Here is a 20,016-nt window from a genome sequence, read left to right as displayed (position 1 = left end):
GTTGCTCCTTAACGATGGTTATTTTGCTGCGGGCGTTCGAACGTTTGGATGCGATCTTCAATATAGCTGATGGCCTGGCGGCACTTACCCAAACGGCGGTGCATCAAAAGCAGGTCATTCTGGACCGCAATTTTTGCAGTACTATGACAGGTGTCTAGCTGCGATTGCAATTGTTCAATTTTGAATAAAATTTTCTTCTCCCAATTCAGGTGTTTATTTAGTTCGTCGTACAGCTTATGGCTGCTTGACATCACCTGACTGGCAATCCAGCTGAAGCCGCTCTGCTCGTGGTGCAAGGACTGCTTTTGCTGGAAATATCGTTGTTTACTCAGTTTTTGTTGCTGCTGTTCTTTGACATCTATCGCCGTGGTTGCCATAGCCCGCTTTAGTGCTGAAAAGCGATCCTGAATTTTTTCACAGGTCCTGCTGACCGTCGCTGCTGACATCTGTAATTGCAGCTGTTTTTCTAATTGGTTGATATTGTCTCGGAGTTGTTGCACACAAGGTGCGAGCTTGGCGCCATTCTGATGAAATAGTTCATCATTGAAGCGTTCAAGATGGGCCAGTAATTTGTGGTCCTTGGCGGGGAGTGATGCATCGTGTTGCAATACTTGTTGTTCCAGCTGCACCAACTGTTCACGCAATTTGCTTACCAGTTGTTGTTGGTTCATAACCAAGCACTCCAGGTGAGATGTAACGCCATTGCCATGACCATGGTGATAAACAGTGGTCGAATAAACGGCAGGCCAAAGCGAATCGCTGAATGGGCACCCACAAAGGAGCCAAGCATCATGCTAAGTCCAAGCAATAATCCAATAGCAAGGTCAACTTTGCCGAGCAATAAGAACACGGTTAGCGCAGTAGTATTACTGGCAAAGGTCATTGCTCGTGATAAAGCGCAGCTTTTAAGAAATGACAACTTATGGAGTGTTTTTGAGCTGACTATCCAGATCGCGCCAATGCCAGGGCCAGCGAAACCATCATAACCGCCGAGGATTAAACCCTGAAGGATCTTATGGCTGCGTTTAGGATGTTCTTCATCTAAAGCTGGTTTGTCTTTCAGTGCCTTTTTACTCAACAGACTGTACAGCGCGATGATGATGATCAGCAATGGTAGTAGCTTTTCAAGCCAAGACGTATCTACCAGATAGACTAAAATGCTGCCACATAGTGCACCAATGGCGGTCGCCACAAAACAGGAACGCCAGAGTTTGGGTTGCAACAGATGCTGTCGGTAGTAGGTGTAAGCCGCCATTGAAGAGCCAAAACTTGCCGCCAGTTTATTGGTACCCAGTGCAAGATGCGGTGGCATCCCGAGTGTCAGTAGTGCGGGGATAGACAACAGCCCACCACCACCAACTACCGCATCAATAAAGCCAGCAATTAACCCAACAATGGCTAACAGCAACCAGCTTCCTGAATGTGCAACTATTTCCACAAAATTCCCGGCTTATTCAATAACGCGGCGGTAGGGCGGTAAGGCGTCGAGCAGTGCTTTACCGTAACGTTTGCTGACCAGCCTGCGATCAAGGATGGTAATTCGGCCATAGTCTTCCTCTTTTCGCAGCAAACGTCCACAACTCTGGACTAGCTTGCGGCTGGCATCGGGAATCGTCAATTGTAGAAAAGGATTACCTCCTTTCAGTTTGATATATTCCGAATGTGCCTGTTCCACGGGGGAAGTGGGCACAGCAAAAGGGAGTTTAGTGACAATGAGATTGGTCAGATAATCACCGGGCAAATCCAGACCTTCGGAGAAGCTGCCCGTGCCGAATAAAATGCTGGGTTGGCCGCTATCACAACGCTGTTTATGCGTTTCTAGCAACAGTTGTCGCGGCGCACTGCCCTGAATAAGCGGCGCAACCGGTAATTTGTCTTTGAGTAACTCGGTGACTTTTTCCATTTGCCAGTAAGAAGCAAACAGCACTAAGGTTGCCTGCTCTTCTTCGACCAAGGCTTTAATCTGTTGCGCCAGTTCGTCCGTATAGGCATCATCTGCGGGCTCAGTCTGCATTTGCGGTAAAAACAGTGTCGCGTTATTGGCAAAATCAAACGGTGATTGTAGCGCCAGATAGCGACTGCCATCATTGAGCGATAATCCCACTTGATAAGTGAAATGTTCAAAGCTGTTGAGCGCACGCAGCGTGGCGCTGCAAAGTACCACGCCGGCAGCTTTTTCCCACAGCATGTTTTCCAGCATAAAGCCCACTTCGATGGGGGATGCGCTGCAAAGATAGTCAGGCTGTTTACCGCTAATCACTTCAATCCAGCGGGCAAGGGGGGCTCCTTTCGGATTGTCTTCCCGCGCCATCATTTTCCAAAGCTTCTGCAGGTTTTCCAGCCGTTGCAGCATAAAACCACATTCAGTAAGTAAGGCTTCGGCCTGATGTTTGGGGATCTCACCGTCTTTAAAACTTTCATTCAGTAGCAATTGCATCTTATTGAACTGTTTGAGTGCATCGCTACTGGCGGTAGCCAGGTTTTCCGCCAGGATCAATAAGGCTCCTGGCAATTTGCCATGCTCAAAGCGCCAGCGTTGATCTTCATTGGCAAACAGCTTGGGTTGTGTTTCGCAAAAATGTGCCACTTTATTGAGTAATGACGTGAGTTCCTCAACGTGGTCCATCATCGCCTGTGCTGGCGCGATGATATTGTTACTCTTTATCTGTGTTTGCAGCTTCCCGGCGAGTTTGCCTATTTTCTCCAGCCAGTCAGCAGCACCTCGCACAGGCACTTGGGCGCTGGAAAAGTCCCGCGCCACAATTGGCAGGTGATGGGCCTCATCAACAACATAAAAAAGATTTTCTGGTTCTGGTAGAATCACCCCGCCACCGAGTTCTAGATCGGCCAGCAGCAGACTGTGGTTGGCAATTAACACATCCCATTCCTCAATATCTTCTCTGGCTTTGTGAAACGGGCATTTTGCGTGGTTGGCCAGTTGCTTATGACAACTGTGTTTATCTGAGGCTATCTGTTGCCAAAGGTGATCCGGTAATGGGGTTTCTAGGGTATCCCACTCGCCATTCCAGCGTCCGGCGCGATAATCCTGCAGTAACTGTTGCAGTGACTGTATTTGTGATTGATCCGGCTTGGTTTGCCACATTGCCATCTGACCCGTGCTGCTTTCGCCAATCAGCATCTCCAGCTTTGCCAGACAAACATAACGCTGCCGCCCTTTTACCAGGCCGAATTTAAAATCGATGCCCGAGTGCTGTAAAAAGAAGGGGAGGTCTTTGTGCAGCAACTGCTCTTGCAGTGCCACGGTTGCGGTGGAGATACAGACTTTTTTCTTGGATGCCAATGCCAGCGGAATGGTGCCCAGAATATAGGCCAGCGATTTACCAATACCTGTACCCGCTTCAATCACTATGATGCGGCGCTGCTTATCGTATTCCCCTGCCAACGTTTTGGAGATTTCTGCCACCATATAATTTTGTTCCCGGCGGGAGCGGAAATTGGGTAGCGCGCTGGATATCGCCTTATAAATCTCGCGGATCTGGTTTTTTACATTGGCAGCAAGCATCGAATGGATCCTGGAAAATAATCCTGTATATATTAACAGTAATTTCTTATGCTAATAAACCTTTAATGTCAGCGGACGTGTTTTATGCCCACCAGCGGTTTCACTACAGTCAAAGGCAGAATTCTTACTCGGCAGACATTGCCAGCCACAGATGGGATGTGCCTGCGTTACTGTTTGAAGACCGATTCAGGACCGCTGACGGTGGACGTCCCTGGCGAAGCTCAGGTGGCTTTTGTTCCGCAATTTGCGGTCGCCGCCATTGCCCGCAGATTCCCGTCTGTCACCTGTCGTCATTTGCCGATGAAGGACTTTCAGCAGCAACCCGTAGCTGCTGTATATTGCCACAACCGCAAACAATTTCGTGAGCTACAACGTTGGAGCCGGGAACAGCAAATTGCGCTACATGAAGCAGAAATTCGTCCACACCAGCGCTATTTGATAGAGCGTTTTATCGCTCTGGATGCCGAATTTTTTGGCTGTTTTAACGAGAATAATGCAGCTCATTTTGTTGCCAGTAAAGCTCGACCTGCGACATTGGCCGATGATGTAGCACTTAATGTTGTGTCATTAGATGTGGAGTGCAGTTTCAATGGCGAACTGTATTCCGTTGGCTTATATGGTGAGAATGACCAAGGCGTACTGTTGCGCAAAGTGATAATGGTGGGTCAAGCTCATGGTAGTGAGGACTGGATAGATTGGGTTGCAGATGAAAAGCACTTGTTAGAAGCTTTGGTTGCCTGGTTCGCTGCATGGCAGCCAGATGTCATGCTTGGATGGTCGGTAGTGACCTTTGATTTAGCGCTGTTATGGCGCCGTTTTGCTTTTTATAACATTCCTGCCGCGCTTGGCCGTGATGGCGCCTTGCTGGAGTGGTTGGTTGAAGGCAAATTCCGACCGGAAACATTGCTGTTGCCTGGCATTGTTGTACTTGATGGCATCGATTGGCTCAAAGCGGCATTTTATAAATTTGAACGCTATTCACTGGAACATGTGTCGCAACAGTTGTTGGGTGAGGGCAAGGATATACAGGATGTCGATAATCGTGGGCAGGAAATCACCAGACTTTTTCAGGAAGATAAGCTGGCACTGGCTCGTTATAACCTTAGTGACTGCCGACTGGTGTGGCAGATCTTTGCTAAAACCCATCTGCTGTCATTCGCTATCGCCAGAGCGCAACTCACTGGGCTGGAGTTCGGCCGGGTAGGGGCGTCAGTCGCCGCTTTTAATAACCTGTATTTGCCGCATCTGCATCGCGCTGGATATATCGCACCAGCTGAACCAGTGAGTGATGGCTTGGAAAGTCCGGGTGGCTATGTGATGGACTCTATCCCTGGTCTTTATTGCGATATTCTGGTGTTGGATTTTAAAAGTCTGTATCCCTCTATTATCCGCACGTTTTTGATTGATCCGCTTGGGATGATCCTCGGCTTAGCGCAGGAACCCAGCGAAACCGTAGATGGTTATCGCGGTGCCCGGTTTTCCAGACAGCACTTTATTCTACCTAAATTAGTGGCGAAACTGGCTCAAGCTAGGGAACAAGCAAAGCAACAGAAAGATGCGCCGTTATCACAAGCGATCAAGATCATCATGAACTCACTTTATGGCGTGCTGGGGTCCCGAGGCTGCGTGTTTCACGACGCCAGACTTGCCAGCTCTATTACCATGCGTGGTCACTGGATCATGCAAACCACTAAGACTTGGATTGAAGAACTAGGCTATAAAGTCATCTATGGCGATACTGATTCCACCTTTATCTGGCTTGGCGACAAACATGGTATCAAAGAGCCCGAAGACTTTGGCATCAAGCTTGCCGCTGACATCACCGAAAGATGGCGAGACTATATTAAACAAGCCTTTGGACTGGAATGTGCGCTGGAATTGGAGTTTGACAGCCATTATCAACGCTTTTTGATGCCAACGCTGCGAGGTTCTGTTGAAGGTTCTAAGAAACGCTATGTAGGGGCCGTACGTGGTGTAGATGGTGAACTGGAGCTGATCTTCAAAGGTATGGAGCAAGTTCGCAGTGATTGGAGCCCCATCGCTAAACGCATTCAATACGAACTTTATCAACGCCTATTTAACGATCTTGATGTTGCCGAATATTTGTCCGAACAAGTAGAACTTTTACAGCAGGGTAAGCTGGATGATGAATTGGTTTTCAGTAAACAGCTGCGTCGCTCAGTAGATGCCTACCAGTCAAACGTGCCACATGTAAAAGTTGCACAGTTGCTAGTCAGTGCATTTGACGATTCGTCCTATGGCAAAAAGGGACAACGGGTTGAGTATATTATTACCGTTAACGGTCCTGAACCAGTTGAGTTAACACGTTCCGCAGTGGATTACCTCTACTATCTCGAAAAACAGATCAAGCCTATCGCAGAGCCTGTTTTGTCAATGTTAAATCTGTCTTTTAACCAATTGGTGTTGAGACAGATGACCTTAATCTAAATGACCTTTGTTTTTTAACAATTTCTCGATGCTTGCGAAAATTTACATTCGAATTTAAATGAATGTAAATATTCGTGATTTGGAACATATTTCTTAGTTTATACACTTCTACGCCACTGATACTTTACATGCTTAGTTATTAGTTCTTAATTCTATTTTTTTGTGTGTAAATAGTTAAATATGCTAATTATTGTCAATTCTACATTCTAATATTTCTTTCTGTTCTCCATTGAAATCACATCTACTTGAGTCTCAAAGGGGTTATAACTGTTTTGTCAATGTTGATAAAATGTTTGCATTGTGATTTTATTCATTTGAAAATTTACATGCGATGTATATCACATGAACATAATTTACATATTCATGTAATTAGCTTCGTTTGTTTACAAAAAGTGCTAGTCAAAGAGCTCGCATAAAAACTGACATGATGTCAAGGGAGAACAAATAATATGAACAATCGAAATATTCTGGCCAAGGCTGTGCATTTAGCACTGGCAGGCGGGGTGGTGGCTGCTGCATTTTCGGCCCCTATCGTTGCTGCCGCTGATGAACAGAGTGCCGAAAAGGTCGAACGAATTGAGGTAACTGGGTCTCGAATTAAGCGTTCTGATATGGAAGGCGCCTCTCCCGTTACCACAATCACCGCAGATGATATGCAAGTTGAAGGTAACTTCTCTGTTGCGGATGCGCTGCGTAACAGCAACCTTAACTCTTTTGGTTCCTTTTCTGAAAGGTCAGGTAGCTCTGCTCAGTCACAGGCAACTATCAACCTGCGTGGTGCTGGTTCTGAACGTACATTAGTGTTAATTGACGGTAAGCGTTTCCCCGGTTCTCCAACACTTGGTGGGTCTTCCGCGAACCTTAACGCTATCCCTATGGCAGCGGTTGAACGTATTGAAATTTTGACTGATGGTGCATCATCTATTTACGGTTCCGATGCTATTGCTGGTGTAGTTAACATCATTATGAAGAAAAACTACCAGGGCCTTGAGTTTTCTGCGGGTGCCGGTAGCCGTGAAGAAGATGGTGGCTTAACTAGCAAGCAGTTCTCACTGACATCTGGTTATCAGATGGATAAAGGCAATATTACATTTGCGTTTGATCATCAAGACCGTGCGGGCATTTCCGATGGTGATCGGCCATATACTGCAGCCAGTATGACCGACCTTAATGGTGATGGTGTTATTCAAGCATATACGGAGACCATTGGTTGGAGTATCTATGGTGCCACTGTGGCATCTCCAGATTATTCTGAAGCACAAGCTTCTCCATTGTGTAATGATTTAATTGCACAATATGGCAGTAACACTTTTGCGAATGTCGCTGCTGATGATGACTGGGGCGCTGGCTCAACATACTGTATGTATGCTTATGCCAACGTATCTTATAACAAAGCATCGTTATCACGTAACACTGTTTACATTGATGCGAATTATCAGTTAGCGGATGATGTTGAATGGTTTGGCCGTACCATGGTAACGGTAAATAACTCGTTCGGACGTTATGCGCCTCCGGCAGCAGCATGGACAAACATGGCAGCTGACAACCCAAATAACCCTTATGGCGAGCCTACTACAGGTTATTGGCGTTGGGTTGGTATTGGTACTCGTGATGGCAACGTAGACGACTTAAACCAAGATTATTTGACCGGTTTACGTGGTACCATTCCTGCGTGGAATGATGCTACATGGGAAGTTTACTACCACTACAATAAAGCCGATAACAAATCTGTTGGTGAATACTATCTGAGCTATGCTGGGCTCGCATACAACGAGTTAAACGGCATTGATATTGGTTCCGAAGCTGGTGTCGCTAACATGAAGTCAACTACGTTGACTCAGGACAGTTCGACCTTCCAGCAGATTAACGGCGGTATTGGTTTTGACCTGTTCGAATTGCCTGGCGGTGCAGTAGCTCACTATGCTGGTATGGAGTATTTTGAGCAGCAGTATGCTTCTGTGTATGATGCCCAGTCTGAAGTTGGTTTGATTGGCGGTAGCGCTGGTAACTCTGCTGGTGGTTCTCGCTACGTTTGGGCGGCATTCTACGAAGCACAATTACCGGTTGTTGATGACGTTGAATTAGATCTTGCTATACGTTACGACAAATATAGTGACTTTGGTAATAATACCGCGCCAAAGGTAGCTGTGCGTTGGCAGGCACTGGATAATTTAGTCGTCCGTGCTTCATACTCCGAAGCATTCCGCGCTCCGTCGCTGGATCAGCTGCATGCAGCGACTACATTCTCAGCTGAATTCGGTACTGACTATCCATATTGTGAAGCAAATGGCATTTCAGCAAGCGATTGTTCATATAGCCAGACAGATACTTGGATTAGTGCCAACCCTAGTTTGGGAGCTGAAACTTCTAAATATTACAATTTAGGTTTTGCCTACGATCCATTTAGCAACCTTGGAATTAAAGTCGATTACTTCGATCTGAAGATTGATAATGTAATCTCTATGCGTTCTATTACCAACGTAATGCGTGGTATTGCGAATGGTACGTTGACAGCAGATGATACTTTCTATGTGGTTCGTGCTGCTTCTTCGACTGGGCTTGGTAAGGCGCTGGAGGTTGGTACCGGTTACAGTAACGGCGACAAATTGCAGATTAAAGGTATCGACGTTACATTGAACGGCAACTTGGAAACTGGTATTGGCGAGTTCGGTCTGAACTGGACTAATAGCTTTGTACTAGATTATGTAGAAGAAGTAGAAGGTGGTGCTGGTGCTGTAGACACTGCTGGATGGAACGGTCAGCCAGACTATAAGTCAGTGTTGACTGCAACATATACTATTGGTAATAGCCAGTTTGCCTGGAACATGAACTATATCAATTCTACATATGAAGATGACAATACTGGTCATTTACCTTCATGGCTGATCCACAATATATCTTATACATACGATATAGGAGATTGGGGTAAAGTGATGGTCGGCGTAAATAACCTGACAAATGAAGATCCAGTATTAAGCTCTGCTGGTTCATACGATAATGCGGATCTGTATAACAATTACGGTCGCGAATATCGTGCTAACTACACGCTGAAGTTCTAAGCAACTTTTCTCTAAAGAGCCCCCGAAAGGGGGCTTTGTTTTTGGAGTCCTGCATGACAAAAAATTGGGATGATTATTGGCAAGAAGGGCATCTTACATCCTTATCTGCTGATTATAAGGGCAATTATGGAGGGGAATTTTTACAGCTGTGGCAGCACTATATCGGACAATTGAAACAGAGTTTTACAATGTTGGATTTGGCCACGGGTAATGGCGCCATTCCATTTTTAGTCAGAGAATACCTACCTACAGACGTTACCGGCAAAATTGTTGGGGTTGATAAAGCACTTGTACGTGAATGCCACGAATGTGGGCAAGTAGAAGTGAGAATTCAGGGTAATACCGAAATTACCGCACTGCCATTTTCCGACAGCAGCTTTGACTATATCACTTCACAATTTGGCTTTGAATATGCTGCAGTTCAACCTGCACTTATTGAATCTTTCAGGGTTTTGAAGACTGGCGGGCGAATGTTCTTAGTTATACATCATCAGGATTCAGTCATTGTAAAAAGGAATCTTTCAACAAAAAAATTTATTGAAAGCCCCTTACTTAACGCTGTTGAAGATGCATTGATCCAATTGATTCAGAGTATAGGAATACTGAGAACACCAGAAGATGTCCATAAGATTCGTAAAGATTTGAAATGTGAGAACTTGAGAAAAAGGTTTTTTAGTATTCTCAAGCAATTGTGGGAACAAGATGAACAAAATTATTTGGAAACTGGCATATCGCCAGCAGTCGATTTTCTATTTAAACAAGGTCTGTTTTGGACTGTGGATAAAAAAGAAGCATTTGTGTCGAAATTGTTTTCTGGATTAAGGCTTCACGCTGAGCGTCTGGGGGAGCTAATCGAAGCGGCCATGGATCTGAAACAGGTTAATGATTTGACTCTGTGCGTGCAAAACGCCAATCACAAGGTAGTACAAGTAAAAACAGTGGAAACGACTCAAGAATCGAAGTTACTTGCATGGTTTGTAATTTTTGAAAAATAACTAATATAACAATATGTTATATGCATTCAAAAAAGAGCTGAAAAAAGCTTTTTAACATAACTAAAAATGTTGTTTCATTAGGTTTGTTTGCAGTAGTAAGTCAATGTAAATTTTCACTACTTTTTAGCTCTCCGATTAGTTGACACCGGTCAACATTTTATGAAATGATTCCTGCGGGTCTATGCCTTTATAAGGTATAGAAAGGGAAGAAAAATCTAACAATCACAAGAGAAAGATGTACTTATAGGCAATAAAAACTGAGTAAAAAACAGTAATTGTCGATAAGTTACCCTGTTTATTCACTTCAAATTGGTTGGGAACTATGTCCAAGGTAAGCAATAGAACCAAAATCGCTTCTGCGCTTGTTGGCGCGCTGGCGTTAGCCAGCAGCAACTTAGTTGTTGCCGATCCTCTTGCCGATGCCCAAAAAGCAGCCACTCAGATTCATTCTGAGGCTGCGGCGTCTCAAAAGAAGGTCGATAAATATTTCGATCAGGCTCAGGATATGCTGTTTGAATACTCAAACGTGGCAGACCAGCGTGAATCTCTGAAAGCCTACAACGACTATCTGGCAACTCTGGTTGCAGATCAGGACAATACTATGAAAGGCATTCAGGACGACATTAATGGCGTAGATAAACTGCGTCAGGGTGTTGTTCCTCTTATGTTCAAGATGGTAGATGGACTGGAAAAATTCGTAGCGCTTGATCTTCCTTTCAGAAGTGAAGACCGCCACGCTCGCGTAGAAAACCTTAAGAATCTGCTGAATAGCGCCGATGTTACATTGGCCGAAAAATTCCGTATGATTCTTGATGCCTACAGCATCGAACGTGACTACGGCAACTTCGTAGACGTTGAAACCGGTAAACTGAACCTTGATGGTAAAGAAGTACTGGTAGACTTCTTCCGTTTGGGCCGCGTAGCTCTGTATGCACAGAGTCTGGACCAGAGAACTGCTTGGATGTACAACACCGAAACTAAGGGTTGGGATAAGCTGGATGACAGCTATCTGCGTGACATCACTAAAGGCATTCGTATTGCTCGTAAACAAGGAGCAATGGACCTGTTCGCGTTACCAATTCCAGCTGCGGAGGCTGCTAAATAATGAAGAAGTTAATCGCTACAGCGCTGGTTGCTGCAAGTTTCTCTCTGGCCTCTGGTATGGTTAGCGCTGCTGACGCGCCAAAGACTATTGATCAGTTGCTGCAACAAATCAAAACTGAACGTGCCGATCAGGGTAAGATTAACGCCAAGCGTGAAGCTGAATTCCAAGCTGAACGTGGTGATAAAGCTGCTCTGTTACAGCGCGAAAAAAATGCTCTAGCTGCTGAGAAAAAACGCGGCGAAGATTTGAATAAACAGTTCACTGACAACGAGCATAAGATTGCTCAGTTGCAAGATGATCTGAAAACTGCTCAGGGTGACTTGGGTGAAATGTTTGGTGTTGTAAAAGGTGAAGCTGGTGATTTCGCTGGTAAACTGATCAACTCCAACGTAAGTGCTCAATATCCTGGCCGCGATAAATTCATCGCTGATCTGGGTGCTCGTAAACAGCTGCCAAAAATTGAAGAACTGGAAAAGTTCTGGGAACAAGAGCTGTTTGAAATGAGCCAAGGCGGCAAAGTCGTCAAGTTCAATGGTTCAGTTACTGATATTGATGGTAACGTACAACAGACTAGTATCACTCGTATCGGCGCATTCAACCTGATTGCTAATGGCAAATATGTTGTATGGAACCCTAACCTGAACCTGATCCAGGAACTGTCACAACAGCCAGAAGGCTACATGGTTAGTGCAGCAGCTGATTTTGAAAAAGCTACTTCAGGAACTGCTAAGGTTTACATCGATCCGGGTCGTGGCGCACTGCTGAACATCTTCACCCAGAAAGCAAGCTTGGAAGATCGTATCGAATCTGCAGGTATTATCGGTTACATCATCATTGGTGTGCTGGTGCTGGGTCTGTTGATCTCTATCGAGCGTATCATCACTCTGACTATCATTGCTGCCAAAGTTAAAGCTCAGGCCAAAAATATTGATAAACCAGGTAACAACGCACTGGGTCGTATCCTGAAAGTTTACTTCGACAACAAAGATGTCGATGTCGAAACTCTAGAACTGAAACTGGACGAAGCCATTCTGAAGGAAACTCCTGCTCTGGAAGCTCGTATCTCCATTCTGAAAGTAATGGCAGCTATCGCTCCTATGCTTGGTTTGTTGGGTACTGTAACTGGTATGATTGCAACCTTCCAATCTATCCAGTTGTTCGGTACTGGCGATCCAAAACTGATGGCTGGTGGTATTTCTATGGCTCTGGTAACAACTGTTCAGGGTCTGGTTGCAGCATTACCATTGATGCTGGCTCATGCTTTGTGTGTAACTCGTAGTAAATCTGTTGTTCAGATTATTGAAGAACAGAGTGCTGGTCTGATAGCACTGCATGCTGAGAAGAGGGCTGACTAATGATGCTATACCTGATGGACGTTTGGGCAACCGTCAGGGGCTTCATGGCCGCCGGGGGTAATATCCTCTGGTTGGTAGCGTTTGTGCTGTTCCTTATGTGGGCATTGATGCTTGAGCGTTATTGGTACGTCAATTGGATCGCGCCAAAAATCCACAAGCAAATTATTGCCACATGGAACGCCAGAGAGGACAGACATTCTTGGTATGCACATCGCATCCGTGAGGCCTGGGTATCCCAGGCAACTCAAGAGATCAGAGCTCGTATGCTGATTATTAACACCCTAGTTGCTATCTGTCCGATGATCGGACTGTTAGGGACTGTGACAGGGATGGTTTCAGTATTCGACGTGATGGCAGTTCAAGGGACGAGTAACGCTCGTCTTATGGCTGCGGGTATTTCATTAGCCACTATGCCAACTATGGCTGGGATGGTTGCAGCGTTGTCAGGAGTGTTTTTCAGCACTCGTCTCGATGCCAAGATGAAAGTCCGCATGGAAAAGTTGAAAGACAGACTGCCTCAGCACTAGAGAGAGATTTAACATGGCACGTAAGAAGCATTCCAGTATAGACGAGGAAGCGCAGATCGATATGACCCCGATGCTCGACATCGTGTTCATTATGTTGATCTTCTTCATCGTAACTACGTCGTTTGTGAAGCCATCTGGTTTGGATTACAACAAACCTCAGGCTGCACATGCGACCTCTAAGCCGTCGGCCAACATCTTTATCGGCGTCAGTAAGACTGGCGTGATCATGATGGAAAACCGTCAGGTAGATATTGAACGGGTGTCAGCAAACGTTGAACGAATGCTGGCTGAGGCTCCTGAAGCCGCAGTATTGATTCAAGCCGACAAAGAAGCCAAACATGGCTTAGTGGTTCGTGTTATGGATCAGGTTAAGGCTGCTGGCGTAGATAAGATCTCGGTATCTGCGGGGAAAGACTGATATGTTTAGAGCACTAGTATCTATCATTATTGGTGCTGCTGTTACATTTGGTCTGTTTTGGTTTATGGCAACTCTGGTTGGTGGCGGCGCTAAACGTGCCGACACCTCCTCTGACTCGCCGGTCATTGAGATCACAATGGATAAGCAGGACTCTCAGGCGCAGAAAAAGGTCAGAGAAACACCTAAACCACCACCACCACCAGAGCAACCGCCTCAGATGGATGACACTCCACCTGACGACTCTTCCAATATTGATACTTCTATGAATTTCAGTTTTGGAGCAGTTGCATCAGGCCCAGCAAGCACAGGCTTTAAGCTGGGTAACATGATGACTCGTGATGGTGATGCCACTCCTATCGTGCGTATCGAACCACAGTATCCTATTGCTGCGGCTCGTGATGGTAAGGAAGGTTGGGTACAACTGAGTTTCACTATTACTGAAACCGGTGCTGTTGATGATGTTCAAGTCATCAACGCTGAACCTAAACGTATCTTCGATCGTGAAGCGATTCGTGCGCTGAGAAAGTGGAAGTACAAACCAAAGATTGTTGACGGCAAGCCCCAGAGACAACCTGGTCAGAAAGTTCAGTTGGACTTTAAACTGAATAAAGGAGGCAACTAAGATGCATAAAGTGACAACGCTTGCTGCAGCTTTACTGCTAACTTTTTCTGGCAGTGTGATCGTTAACAGTGCAATGGCAGCTGAAAAGTGTCCGATTGATTCTCGCCAGTCCAAGGCTGTCGGTGAGTCTGCTGCGCGTAAAGTTCAGAAGGCTTTTGAAGCTTATCAAGCCGGCAAGCTGGACGACGCTATTGCAACGCTGTTGGAAGCTGATCCACGTGGTGATTTTGATAAGGCATATATTGCTCGTATGTTAGGTAACTTCTATGCAGAAAAAGGACAGATGGATAAAGCCATCAAATACCTTAAGTCTGCGGTTGATGCCGACGTTTTGGGTGGTGTAGACCATGCTGCGACCTTGAAGCTGTATTCTGACTTGCTATTGCAAGAGAAGAAGTACAAGGAAGCAATCAGCTATTACCGCAAGTGGATGGATTTCACATGTAAGAAAGATGCTGTCGTTTACCGACGTATGGCTATTGCTTACACTGAAATGCAGCAGTGGGATAATGCACTGAAGACAGTCGATGAGGGGATATCCGTCATGGATAAACCCGATAAGGGACTGTATCAGCTTAAGTTTCAATCACTGTTCAACCTGAAAAAGTACAAGCAGGCTGTGGGTGTTCTTGAAACCATGGTGCCATTGTTCCCTGATGATCAGCGTTTGTGGGTACAATTAGCGCAGCTCTATCTGTTGACAGAAGACTATGATCGTTCTCTGGCTACTTATGAAATCGCCTATGCTGGCGGATTCCTCGAAAAGCCTGACAACATCATTCGTCTTTGCCAGTTGTTAGCGCAGAAGGGTTCTCCTTATCGTGGTGCTCTGATTCTTGAAAAGCATATCAAGAGTGGATTAGTGCCTAAGGATGAAAAGAACTTGTCAATGATGGCAGGGTTCTTCCACCAAGCTAAAGCGCTAAAACAAGCTGCGACTTATTACGACCAGGCTGCGTCAATATCGAAAGATGGCAAACTGTATCTGAAAGAGGGACGTATTTTGTCTCTGGATCAGCAATACAAAGCGTCTATTCCGGTACTTGAAAAAGCTTTGAATGCTGGTCTGGATAGCCCAGGTGAAGCACAGTATGAGTTGATGTTGTCTTATCTAAACTTGAAGCAGTATAAAGAAGCATATCGTTATGCTGAATTAGCAGCTAAAGATAAGAAAACCGCTAAAAGCGCAACTAACTATATTGCGTACATCAAAGAAAAAGCTCGCATCCATAAGATTTCTCTGTAAATCCGAATGGTTAGCAAAAAGCCCCTGTTAAGGGGCTTTTTTTATGCGCGTAACGATTAAAAAAATAGGCATTACTGGACTCTGATCATAATTGGTAATTTTTCGTTTCCGGCTTTAATACAGCGGCCTTCTGCCTCAATAAATAGTGCCTCAGGTTTTACCTCAGTAGAAGGTTGGCATAAACACGCAGCGATGCGGTAATCAAATCCAACACCATGATGCTGCCGATATTCTCCTGAAAATTCTTCTAGTTGTTCCGTAATCCTTTCTATTACGGTTTGAGTGCCAATTTCATCGGTGTTAAATAATCCCACGGCAAATAACGTTTGATTCAATCTTGCGAGTAGGTCAGTGGTTCTTAATAACGATGCTTGAATGCGCCCGGTAAAAAAATCCAGCAGATGTGGTTGATTGATCATTCCAGGTAACAGTGGCGACAGATACAATAAAGCCAGCGTCTGTTGATCGCGTAAATGCCGGTACCATTCGCGGTTAAACACTTCCATAAAATATGTCTGGTTGTAGACACCGGTTTCTGGGTCTCTAAAGCCGGAATTGCTGAACGAATAAATCATGAAGCTGTACCCATCAGTTTTCGTTTTCAAAGTATAGTGGAGCTTCTGCGTCATAGATCTACCATTGGAGAATTATCATAAATGAATAAGGGACTTGTCCTTTCTACTGTTATCGCTGTGGCATTGGGTTTAACGGCATGCAATCAGAAAGCCGAAACTGCCAATACTGCAAAGACAGACGTTGCAGCTGAGCCGAATGTGCATGTTGTGGAGCAGCAGTATTTAAAAGTCGTCGATGATTATTTTAAAGACTATCTGAAGTTAGAGCCGCTATATGCCACTTTCTTCGGCGTAAACGATTATAACGCCGACTTTGGTGGCGATTTGACAGATACCTATCTGCAAGCCAGTCACCAGCTCAATAGTGATTATCTGGCTAAAGTTCAGCTCATTGACCGTAAGCAGCTATCGCCTCAATTACAACTCAGTTATGACATGTTCGTCTATGACAGAAAAATCGCATTGCAGGGGGAAGCTTTTCCGGGGAGGTTAATGCCCATTAGTCAGTTTTACAGCACTGTTATCACGATGGTGCAGCTCGGCAGCGGGGAGAGCGCACAGCCGTTTAAGACAGTGACCGATTATGAAAACTGGCATTCGCGAGTCAAAGGATTTGTGACATGGATGGCCTTAGCGCAGCAACGGATGAATGAAGGCATGTTCGCGAAGGTGGTACTGCCAAAAGTCTTGGTTGAACGGATTATCCCGCAACTCGATGCCCAACTCGTCAATGCCCCTGAAGACAGTATCTTTTTCGCACCAATAAAACAGTTCCCCGATACTTTTTCAGACGCAGACCGAACAAAAATTACTGCAGAGTACCGCAGTATGATCGCTGATGAACTGTTACCTGCTTTTAAATCTTTGCGTGATTACTTTAATAATACTTACCTGCCAGCAGCTCGTAACTCTTCCGGCTTTTGGAATTTACCAAATGGGAAGGCTTGGTACCAGTATTTAGCTAATTACCATACCACCACAACTATGCCGGTCGAGCAAATTCATCAGATTGGTTTACAGGAAGTGGCACGTATCCGTCAGGAAATGGATAAAGTGCGCCAACAAGTGGGCTTCCAAGGTGATCTCAAAGCATTTTTCGCTTCACTCTCATCAGAACCTCAATACTTTTTTAATACGCCAGATGAATTGATTAACGGCTATGCTGCCGTTAAACAGCGTATCAATGCGGTATTACCTAAGTACTTTCATGTAATGCCTAAAGCTGACTATGTGATAAAGCCTGTAGAAGCTTTCCGGCAGCAATCTGCCGCCGGTGCATCCTATGAAGCCCCAGCGGTGGATGGTAGTCGACCTGGGATTTTTTACATCAATACCTATAACCTCAAGGCTCAGCCTAAGTGGGGAATGACGACCTTGTCGTTACATGAAGCATCGCCGGGTCATCACTTTCAGATATCGATCAAACAAGAACTGACGGGTGTGCCAGAGTTTCAGCGTTTTGGCAGTTATACAGCGTTTGAAGAGGGCTGGGCACTATACTCGGAGTATCTGGGAATCGAGATGGGTGTGTTTAGTGATCCTTATCAGTATTTCGGTAAGTTATCCGATGAAATGCTGCGTGCAATGCGTTTAGTTGTTGATACCGGCATGCATGCCAAAGGTTGGACCCGTGAGCAAGCCATTCAGTATATGAAAGATAATTCACCCATGGCGGAAAGTGACATCATTGCTGAGGTTGAACGCTACATGGCAATTCCTGGACAGGCGTTATCTTATAAAGTCGGGCAATTGAAAATACTCGAATTGAGACACAAGGCTGAAGTCGCGCTTGGCGATAAATTTGATCTGAAAGCATTTCATGATCAGATGCTGACATCAGGCTCATTACCGCTGGCAGTGATGGAGGATAAAATCAATCATTGGATAGCAACGCAACAGAAGGCTTAATCTTGTTAGCGCCGCCATCTAGTGGCGCTTTTGATGTAAGCTGTGATAGCGGCAAATAACCCAAAGGATTAAGCAGGAGATTCCAGTGTCCTCAGATCCCATTGTGACAAACGAACGTATTCGTTTGCGTTTGATGCAGCGCAAGATTGGCCAGTCTTTTTAAAGATCAATCAGGATCCACACCTGAATCGATACATCCGTGAAGTTGATACAGCAGAGGTCCTTCTGGATAAATTTCAGCAGCGCAGCAAAGGCATGCAAGCGCGGTGTGGCGAATGGATGTCATTGGTAGTGGAGTCTGTCGCGGGTGATTTTATCGGGTTCATGGGAATTTGTTTGACTGATGAAGCCCTTGGTCAATGGGAAGAGGGCTACCTGATGGCAAGCGGTCAGCAGGGCAACGGTTATACAACAGCAGTGCTCAAATTATTAGCGCTGGGCCAGGCACGAACGAGATATCCATAAGGTTGAGGCGCGTTGTGTGTCAGAAAATCTCGCATCCACCAGCGTTCTGGAAAAGTGCGGCTTTACACAAGAAGGACTACTACGCCACAACCATAAAATTTTGGGTGAATGGCTAGATGAGCGTTATTACGGACTATTGGCAGAAGAATATAGCAGTTTCATGCAATCGTAATGACGCGTTATAGCTTGCCTTGATATAATTGCCGACAGTTTTTCTGATAAGGCCAAACAGAGTGTCACAAATCCCAGAATTTTCCCTAAGAGCTGACGAAGAGTTTATCGAACTTTTTAAGCTTCTCAAAGTGGAAGGCTTATGTGCCGATGGCGCAGAAGCAAAACATGTCATTGCTGAAGGTATGGTCACAGTCAATGGCGAAGTAGAAACCCGAAAACGCAAAAAACTGCTGGCGGGCGATCTAGTGTCGTACAAAGGTAAGCAAGTTCAAGTTGTAGCTGCTGCCTGAGAGAGGATAAACATGCAATTCCCTGATGATGATAATGGCCAGATGTTGCAGGCAATGAGTGATTCCGGCATGGATCTGTCGCAGTCTATGGCGATTGATTTTTTTCTGGTGTTTGAAGAACAACGTGATGCCGAGTCAGCGCTTGAAGATTTGATTGCGGCCGGTCACAGTGATGATGTCGAACTCAGCTTCAATGATGAGATCGAAAAGTGGGAAGTTATTGTGTCTGTTGAAATGGTGCCGGATTATGATGCCATTGTCGCTAAAGAAACAGAACTTAATGACTTTGCGGCAGAATTTGATGGTATGACTGATGGTTGGGGCGTGATGCAACATCAGGACGGCGACGAATTCGCCGATGACGATGATGATCACGAGTGTGACGAACACTGTCATCACTAAATTGCCCAAAGCATCAGTACGGAAAGCCGCCTAAGGGTGGCTTTTTTGTTATGTCGTTCCCTTTGCCTTTTATTTAGAAACACCGTCTAATAACCTTCTTGCCCGAATATTCTGATAACAACCTAAGATGGAAATTGAATTAACCCTGCAACTCGCTTTAATTTTGTTTTCGGTGGCGCTGGTCGCTGGTTTTATTGACTCGATTGCCGGCGGCGGTGGCCTATTAACCATTCCGGCGCTTATGTGGGTAGGCTTACCGCCCGCTGCGGCCTTGGCCACCAATAAACTTCAGGCCTGTGGGGGTAGCTTTTTTGCCAGTGTCTATTTTGTGCGAAAAGGCATGGTTAATGTAAATGAAATGAAGTTAGCGATTGCCTGTGCGTTAGTGGGGGCGGCATCAGGAACTACGCTGGTGCAGATGGTGGATGCCAGTGTCTTGAAGATGATTTTGCCTTTTCTTATTCTTGCTATTGGCTGTTATTTTTTATTTTCAAAAAAAATTACGGACGGTGATCGCGCCCGAGTTTTAAACCCCACCGCATTTGCATTTACTGTGGCCTTAGGCATTGGTGTTTATGATGGTTTCTTCGGGCCCGGTACCGGCAGTTTTTTTGCCCTCGGATTTGTTACCTTGGCTGGATTTGGGCTCGCTAAAGCGACGGCTCACGCTAAGGTGTTGAATTTCGCCACCAATATATCGTCGCTGCTGTTTTTTGCTTTGGGTGGAAAGGTGGTGTGGCTGCTCGGTCTGGTGATGCTGGCAGGGCAGGCGTTAGGCGCGACTTTGGGCTCACGTTTGGTGGTGACCAAGGGCACTAAAATCATTCGCCCATTAGTGGTGACGATGTCGCTGGCGATGAGTATCAAGTTGCTGACGGAACAATATCATCTCGGGTTATTTTGA

General features: G+C 45.5%; 18 protein-coding genes and 1 pseudogene. 15 read left to right on the top strand and 4 right to left on the bottom strand.

The features are described 5' to 3' along the window. Positions 1-8: 8 nt before the first annotated feature. Genes KDN34_RS10465 through dinG form a run of 3 tightly spaced genes read right to left on the bottom strand, consistent with a single transcriptional unit; the run spans position 9 to position 3,523 of the window. Positions 9-671: a primosomal replication protein gene (locus KDN34_RS10465; RefSeq protein WP_212593734.1), complete on the bottom strand. Its 663-nt coding sequence runs from the start codon at positions 669-671 to the stop codon at positions 9-11. Then, entirely contained in the window at positions 668-1,438 is a 771-nt protein-coding gene (locus tag KDN34_RS10460; RefSeq protein ID WP_212593733.1) for a sulfite exporter TauE/SafE family protein, read from the bottom strand. The genes KDN34_RS10465 and KDN34_RS10460 overlap by 4 nt, the downstream gene beginning before the upstream one ends. A gap of 12 nt (positions 1,439-1,450) precedes the next feature. Further along, complete coding sequence (dinG, locus tag KDN34_RS10455; protein ID WP_212593732.1) at positions 1,451-3,523, bottom strand: ATP-dependent DNA helicase DinG; 2,073 nt, start codon at positions 3,521-3,523, stop codon at positions 1,451-1,453. Between the two features lie 84 nt (positions 3,524-3,607). On the opposite strand from dinG, the gene KDN34_RS10450 reads away from it, so the two are divergent. The 9 genes from KDN34_RS10450 to KDN34_RS10410 all read left to right on the top strand — a co-directional run bounded on the left by KDN34_RS10450 (position 3,608) and on the right by KDN34_RS10410 (position 15,298). Further along, a complete protein-coding gene (locus tag KDN34_RS10450) occupies positions 3,608-5,971 on the top strand; it encodes a DNA polymerase II (RefSeq protein ID WP_212593731.1) in 2,364 nt (787 codons plus the stop codon). Between the two features lie 449 nt (positions 5,972-6,420). After that, positions 6,421-9,030 carry a TonB-dependent receptor gene (locus KDN34_RS10445; RefSeq protein ID WP_212593730.1) on the top strand — a complete coding sequence of 870 codons (2,610 nt, stop codon included), beginning with the start codon at positions 6,421-6,423 and terminating at the stop codon, positions 9,028-9,030. A gap of 53 nt (positions 9,031-9,083) precedes the next feature. Beyond that, a complete protein-coding gene (locus tag KDN34_RS10440) occupies positions 9,084-10,025 on the top strand; it encodes a class I SAM-dependent methyltransferase (protein WP_212593729.1) in 942 nt (313 codons plus the stop codon). Between the two features lie 322 nt (positions 10,026-10,347). Next, positions 10,348-11,130: a DUF3450 domain-containing protein gene (locus tag KDN34_RS10435; protein WP_212593728.1), complete on the top strand. Its 783-nt coding sequence runs from the start codon at positions 10,348-10,350 to the stop codon at positions 11,128-11,130. Continuing rightward, positions 11,130-12,485 (top strand): MotA/TolQ/ExbB proton channel family protein, encoded by a 1,356-nt coding sequence (locus KDN34_RS10430; RefSeq protein WP_212593727.1) that lies wholly within the window; start codon positions 11,130-11,132, stop codon positions 12,483-12,485. The genes KDN34_RS10435 and KDN34_RS10430 overlap by 1 nt, the downstream gene beginning before the upstream one ends. Further along, on the top strand, positions 12,485-13,012 hold the full coding sequence (locus tag KDN34_RS10425; RefSeq protein WP_212593726.1) for a MotA/TolQ/ExbB proton channel family protein: 528 nt from the start codon (positions 12,485-12,487) through the stop codon (positions 13,010-13,012). Before KDN34_RS10430 ends, KDN34_RS10425 begins: the two co-directional genes overlap by 1 nt. 13 nt (positions 13,013-13,025) lie before the next feature. After that, positions 13,026-13,430 carry an ExbD/TolR family protein gene (locus tag KDN34_RS10420; RefSeq protein ID WP_133037629.1) on the top strand — a complete coding sequence of 135 codons (405 nt, stop codon included), beginning with the start codon at positions 13,026-13,028 and terminating at the stop codon, positions 13,428-13,430. Between the two features lies 1 nt (position 13,431). Continuing rightward, complete coding sequence (locus KDN34_RS10415; protein ID WP_212593725.1) at positions 13,432-14,052, top strand: energy transducer TonB; 621 nt, start codon at positions 13,432-13,434, stop codon at positions 14,050-14,052. Position 14,053: 1 nt separating this feature from the next. Beyond that, positions 14,054-15,298 carry a tetratricopeptide repeat protein gene (locus tag KDN34_RS10410; protein ID WP_212593724.1) on the top strand — a complete coding sequence of 415 codons (1,245 nt, stop codon included), beginning with the start codon at positions 14,054-14,056 and terminating at the stop codon, positions 15,296-15,298. Between the two features lie 71 nt (positions 15,299-15,369). Here the strand turns inward: KDN34_RS10410 and KDN34_RS10405 are convergent, their stop codons facing one another. Next, positions 15,370-15,873, bottom strand: coding sequence for a nucleotidyl cyclase domain-containing protein (locus KDN34_RS10405; RefSeq protein ID WP_212593723.1), 504 nt, complete (start codon positions 15,871-15,873; stop codon positions 15,370-15,372). Between the two features lie 81 nt (positions 15,874-15,954). Here KDN34_RS10405 and KDN34_RS10400 point away from each other — a divergent pair, with 81 nt between their 5' ends. The 6 genes and pseudogenes from KDN34_RS10400 to KDN34_RS10375 all read left to right on the top strand — a co-directional run bounded on the left by KDN34_RS10400 (position 15,955) and on the right by KDN34_RS10375 (position 20,016). Continuing rightward, a complete protein-coding gene (locus KDN34_RS10400) occupies positions 15,955-17,781 on the top strand; it encodes a DUF885 domain-containing protein (RefSeq protein WP_212593722.1) in 1,827 nt (608 codons plus the stop codon). Between the two features lie 150 nt (positions 17,782-17,931). Continuing rightward, positions 17,932-18,246: pseudogene (locus KDN34_RS10395) on the top strand (GNAT family N-acetyltransferase); the annotation flags it as partial. A gap of 16 nt (positions 18,247-18,262) precedes the next feature. Next, on the top strand, positions 18,263-18,418 hold the full coding sequence (locus tag KDN34_RS10390; protein ID WP_212593721.1) for a GNAT family N-acetyltransferase: 156 nt from the start codon (positions 18,263-18,265) through the stop codon (positions 18,416-18,418). A 61-nt stretch (positions 18,419-18,479) separates the two neighbouring features. Next, the gene (locus tag KDN34_RS10385) at positions 18,480-18,710 is read left to right on the top strand and encodes an RNA-binding S4 domain-containing protein (protein WP_212593720.1); all 231 of its coding nucleotides are present in this window, start codon (positions 18,480-18,482) and stop codon (positions 18,708-18,710) included. 12 nt (positions 18,711-18,722) lie between these two features. After that, positions 18,723-19,112 (top strand): ribonuclease E inhibitor RraB, encoded by a 390-nt coding sequence (locus tag KDN34_RS10380; protein ID WP_212593719.1) that lies wholly within the window; start codon positions 18,723-18,725, stop codon positions 19,110-19,112. Between the two features lie 127 nt (positions 19,113-19,239). After that, positions 19,240-20,016 carry a TSUP family transporter gene (locus KDN34_RS10375; protein WP_212593718.1) on the top strand — a complete coding sequence of 259 codons (777 nt, stop codon included), beginning with the start codon at positions 19,240-19,242 and terminating at the stop codon, positions 20,014-20,016.

The sequence above is a fragment of the Shewanella yunxiaonensis genome, from assembly GCF_018223345.1.
GTDB classification, from domain to species: domain Bacteria; phylum Pseudomonadota; class Gammaproteobacteria; order Enterobacterales; family Shewanellaceae; genus Shewanella; species Shewanella yunxiaonensis.
The sequence above is the reverse complement of the archived record's forward strand: the minus strand, read 5'-3'. Positions and strand labels throughout refer to the sequence as shown.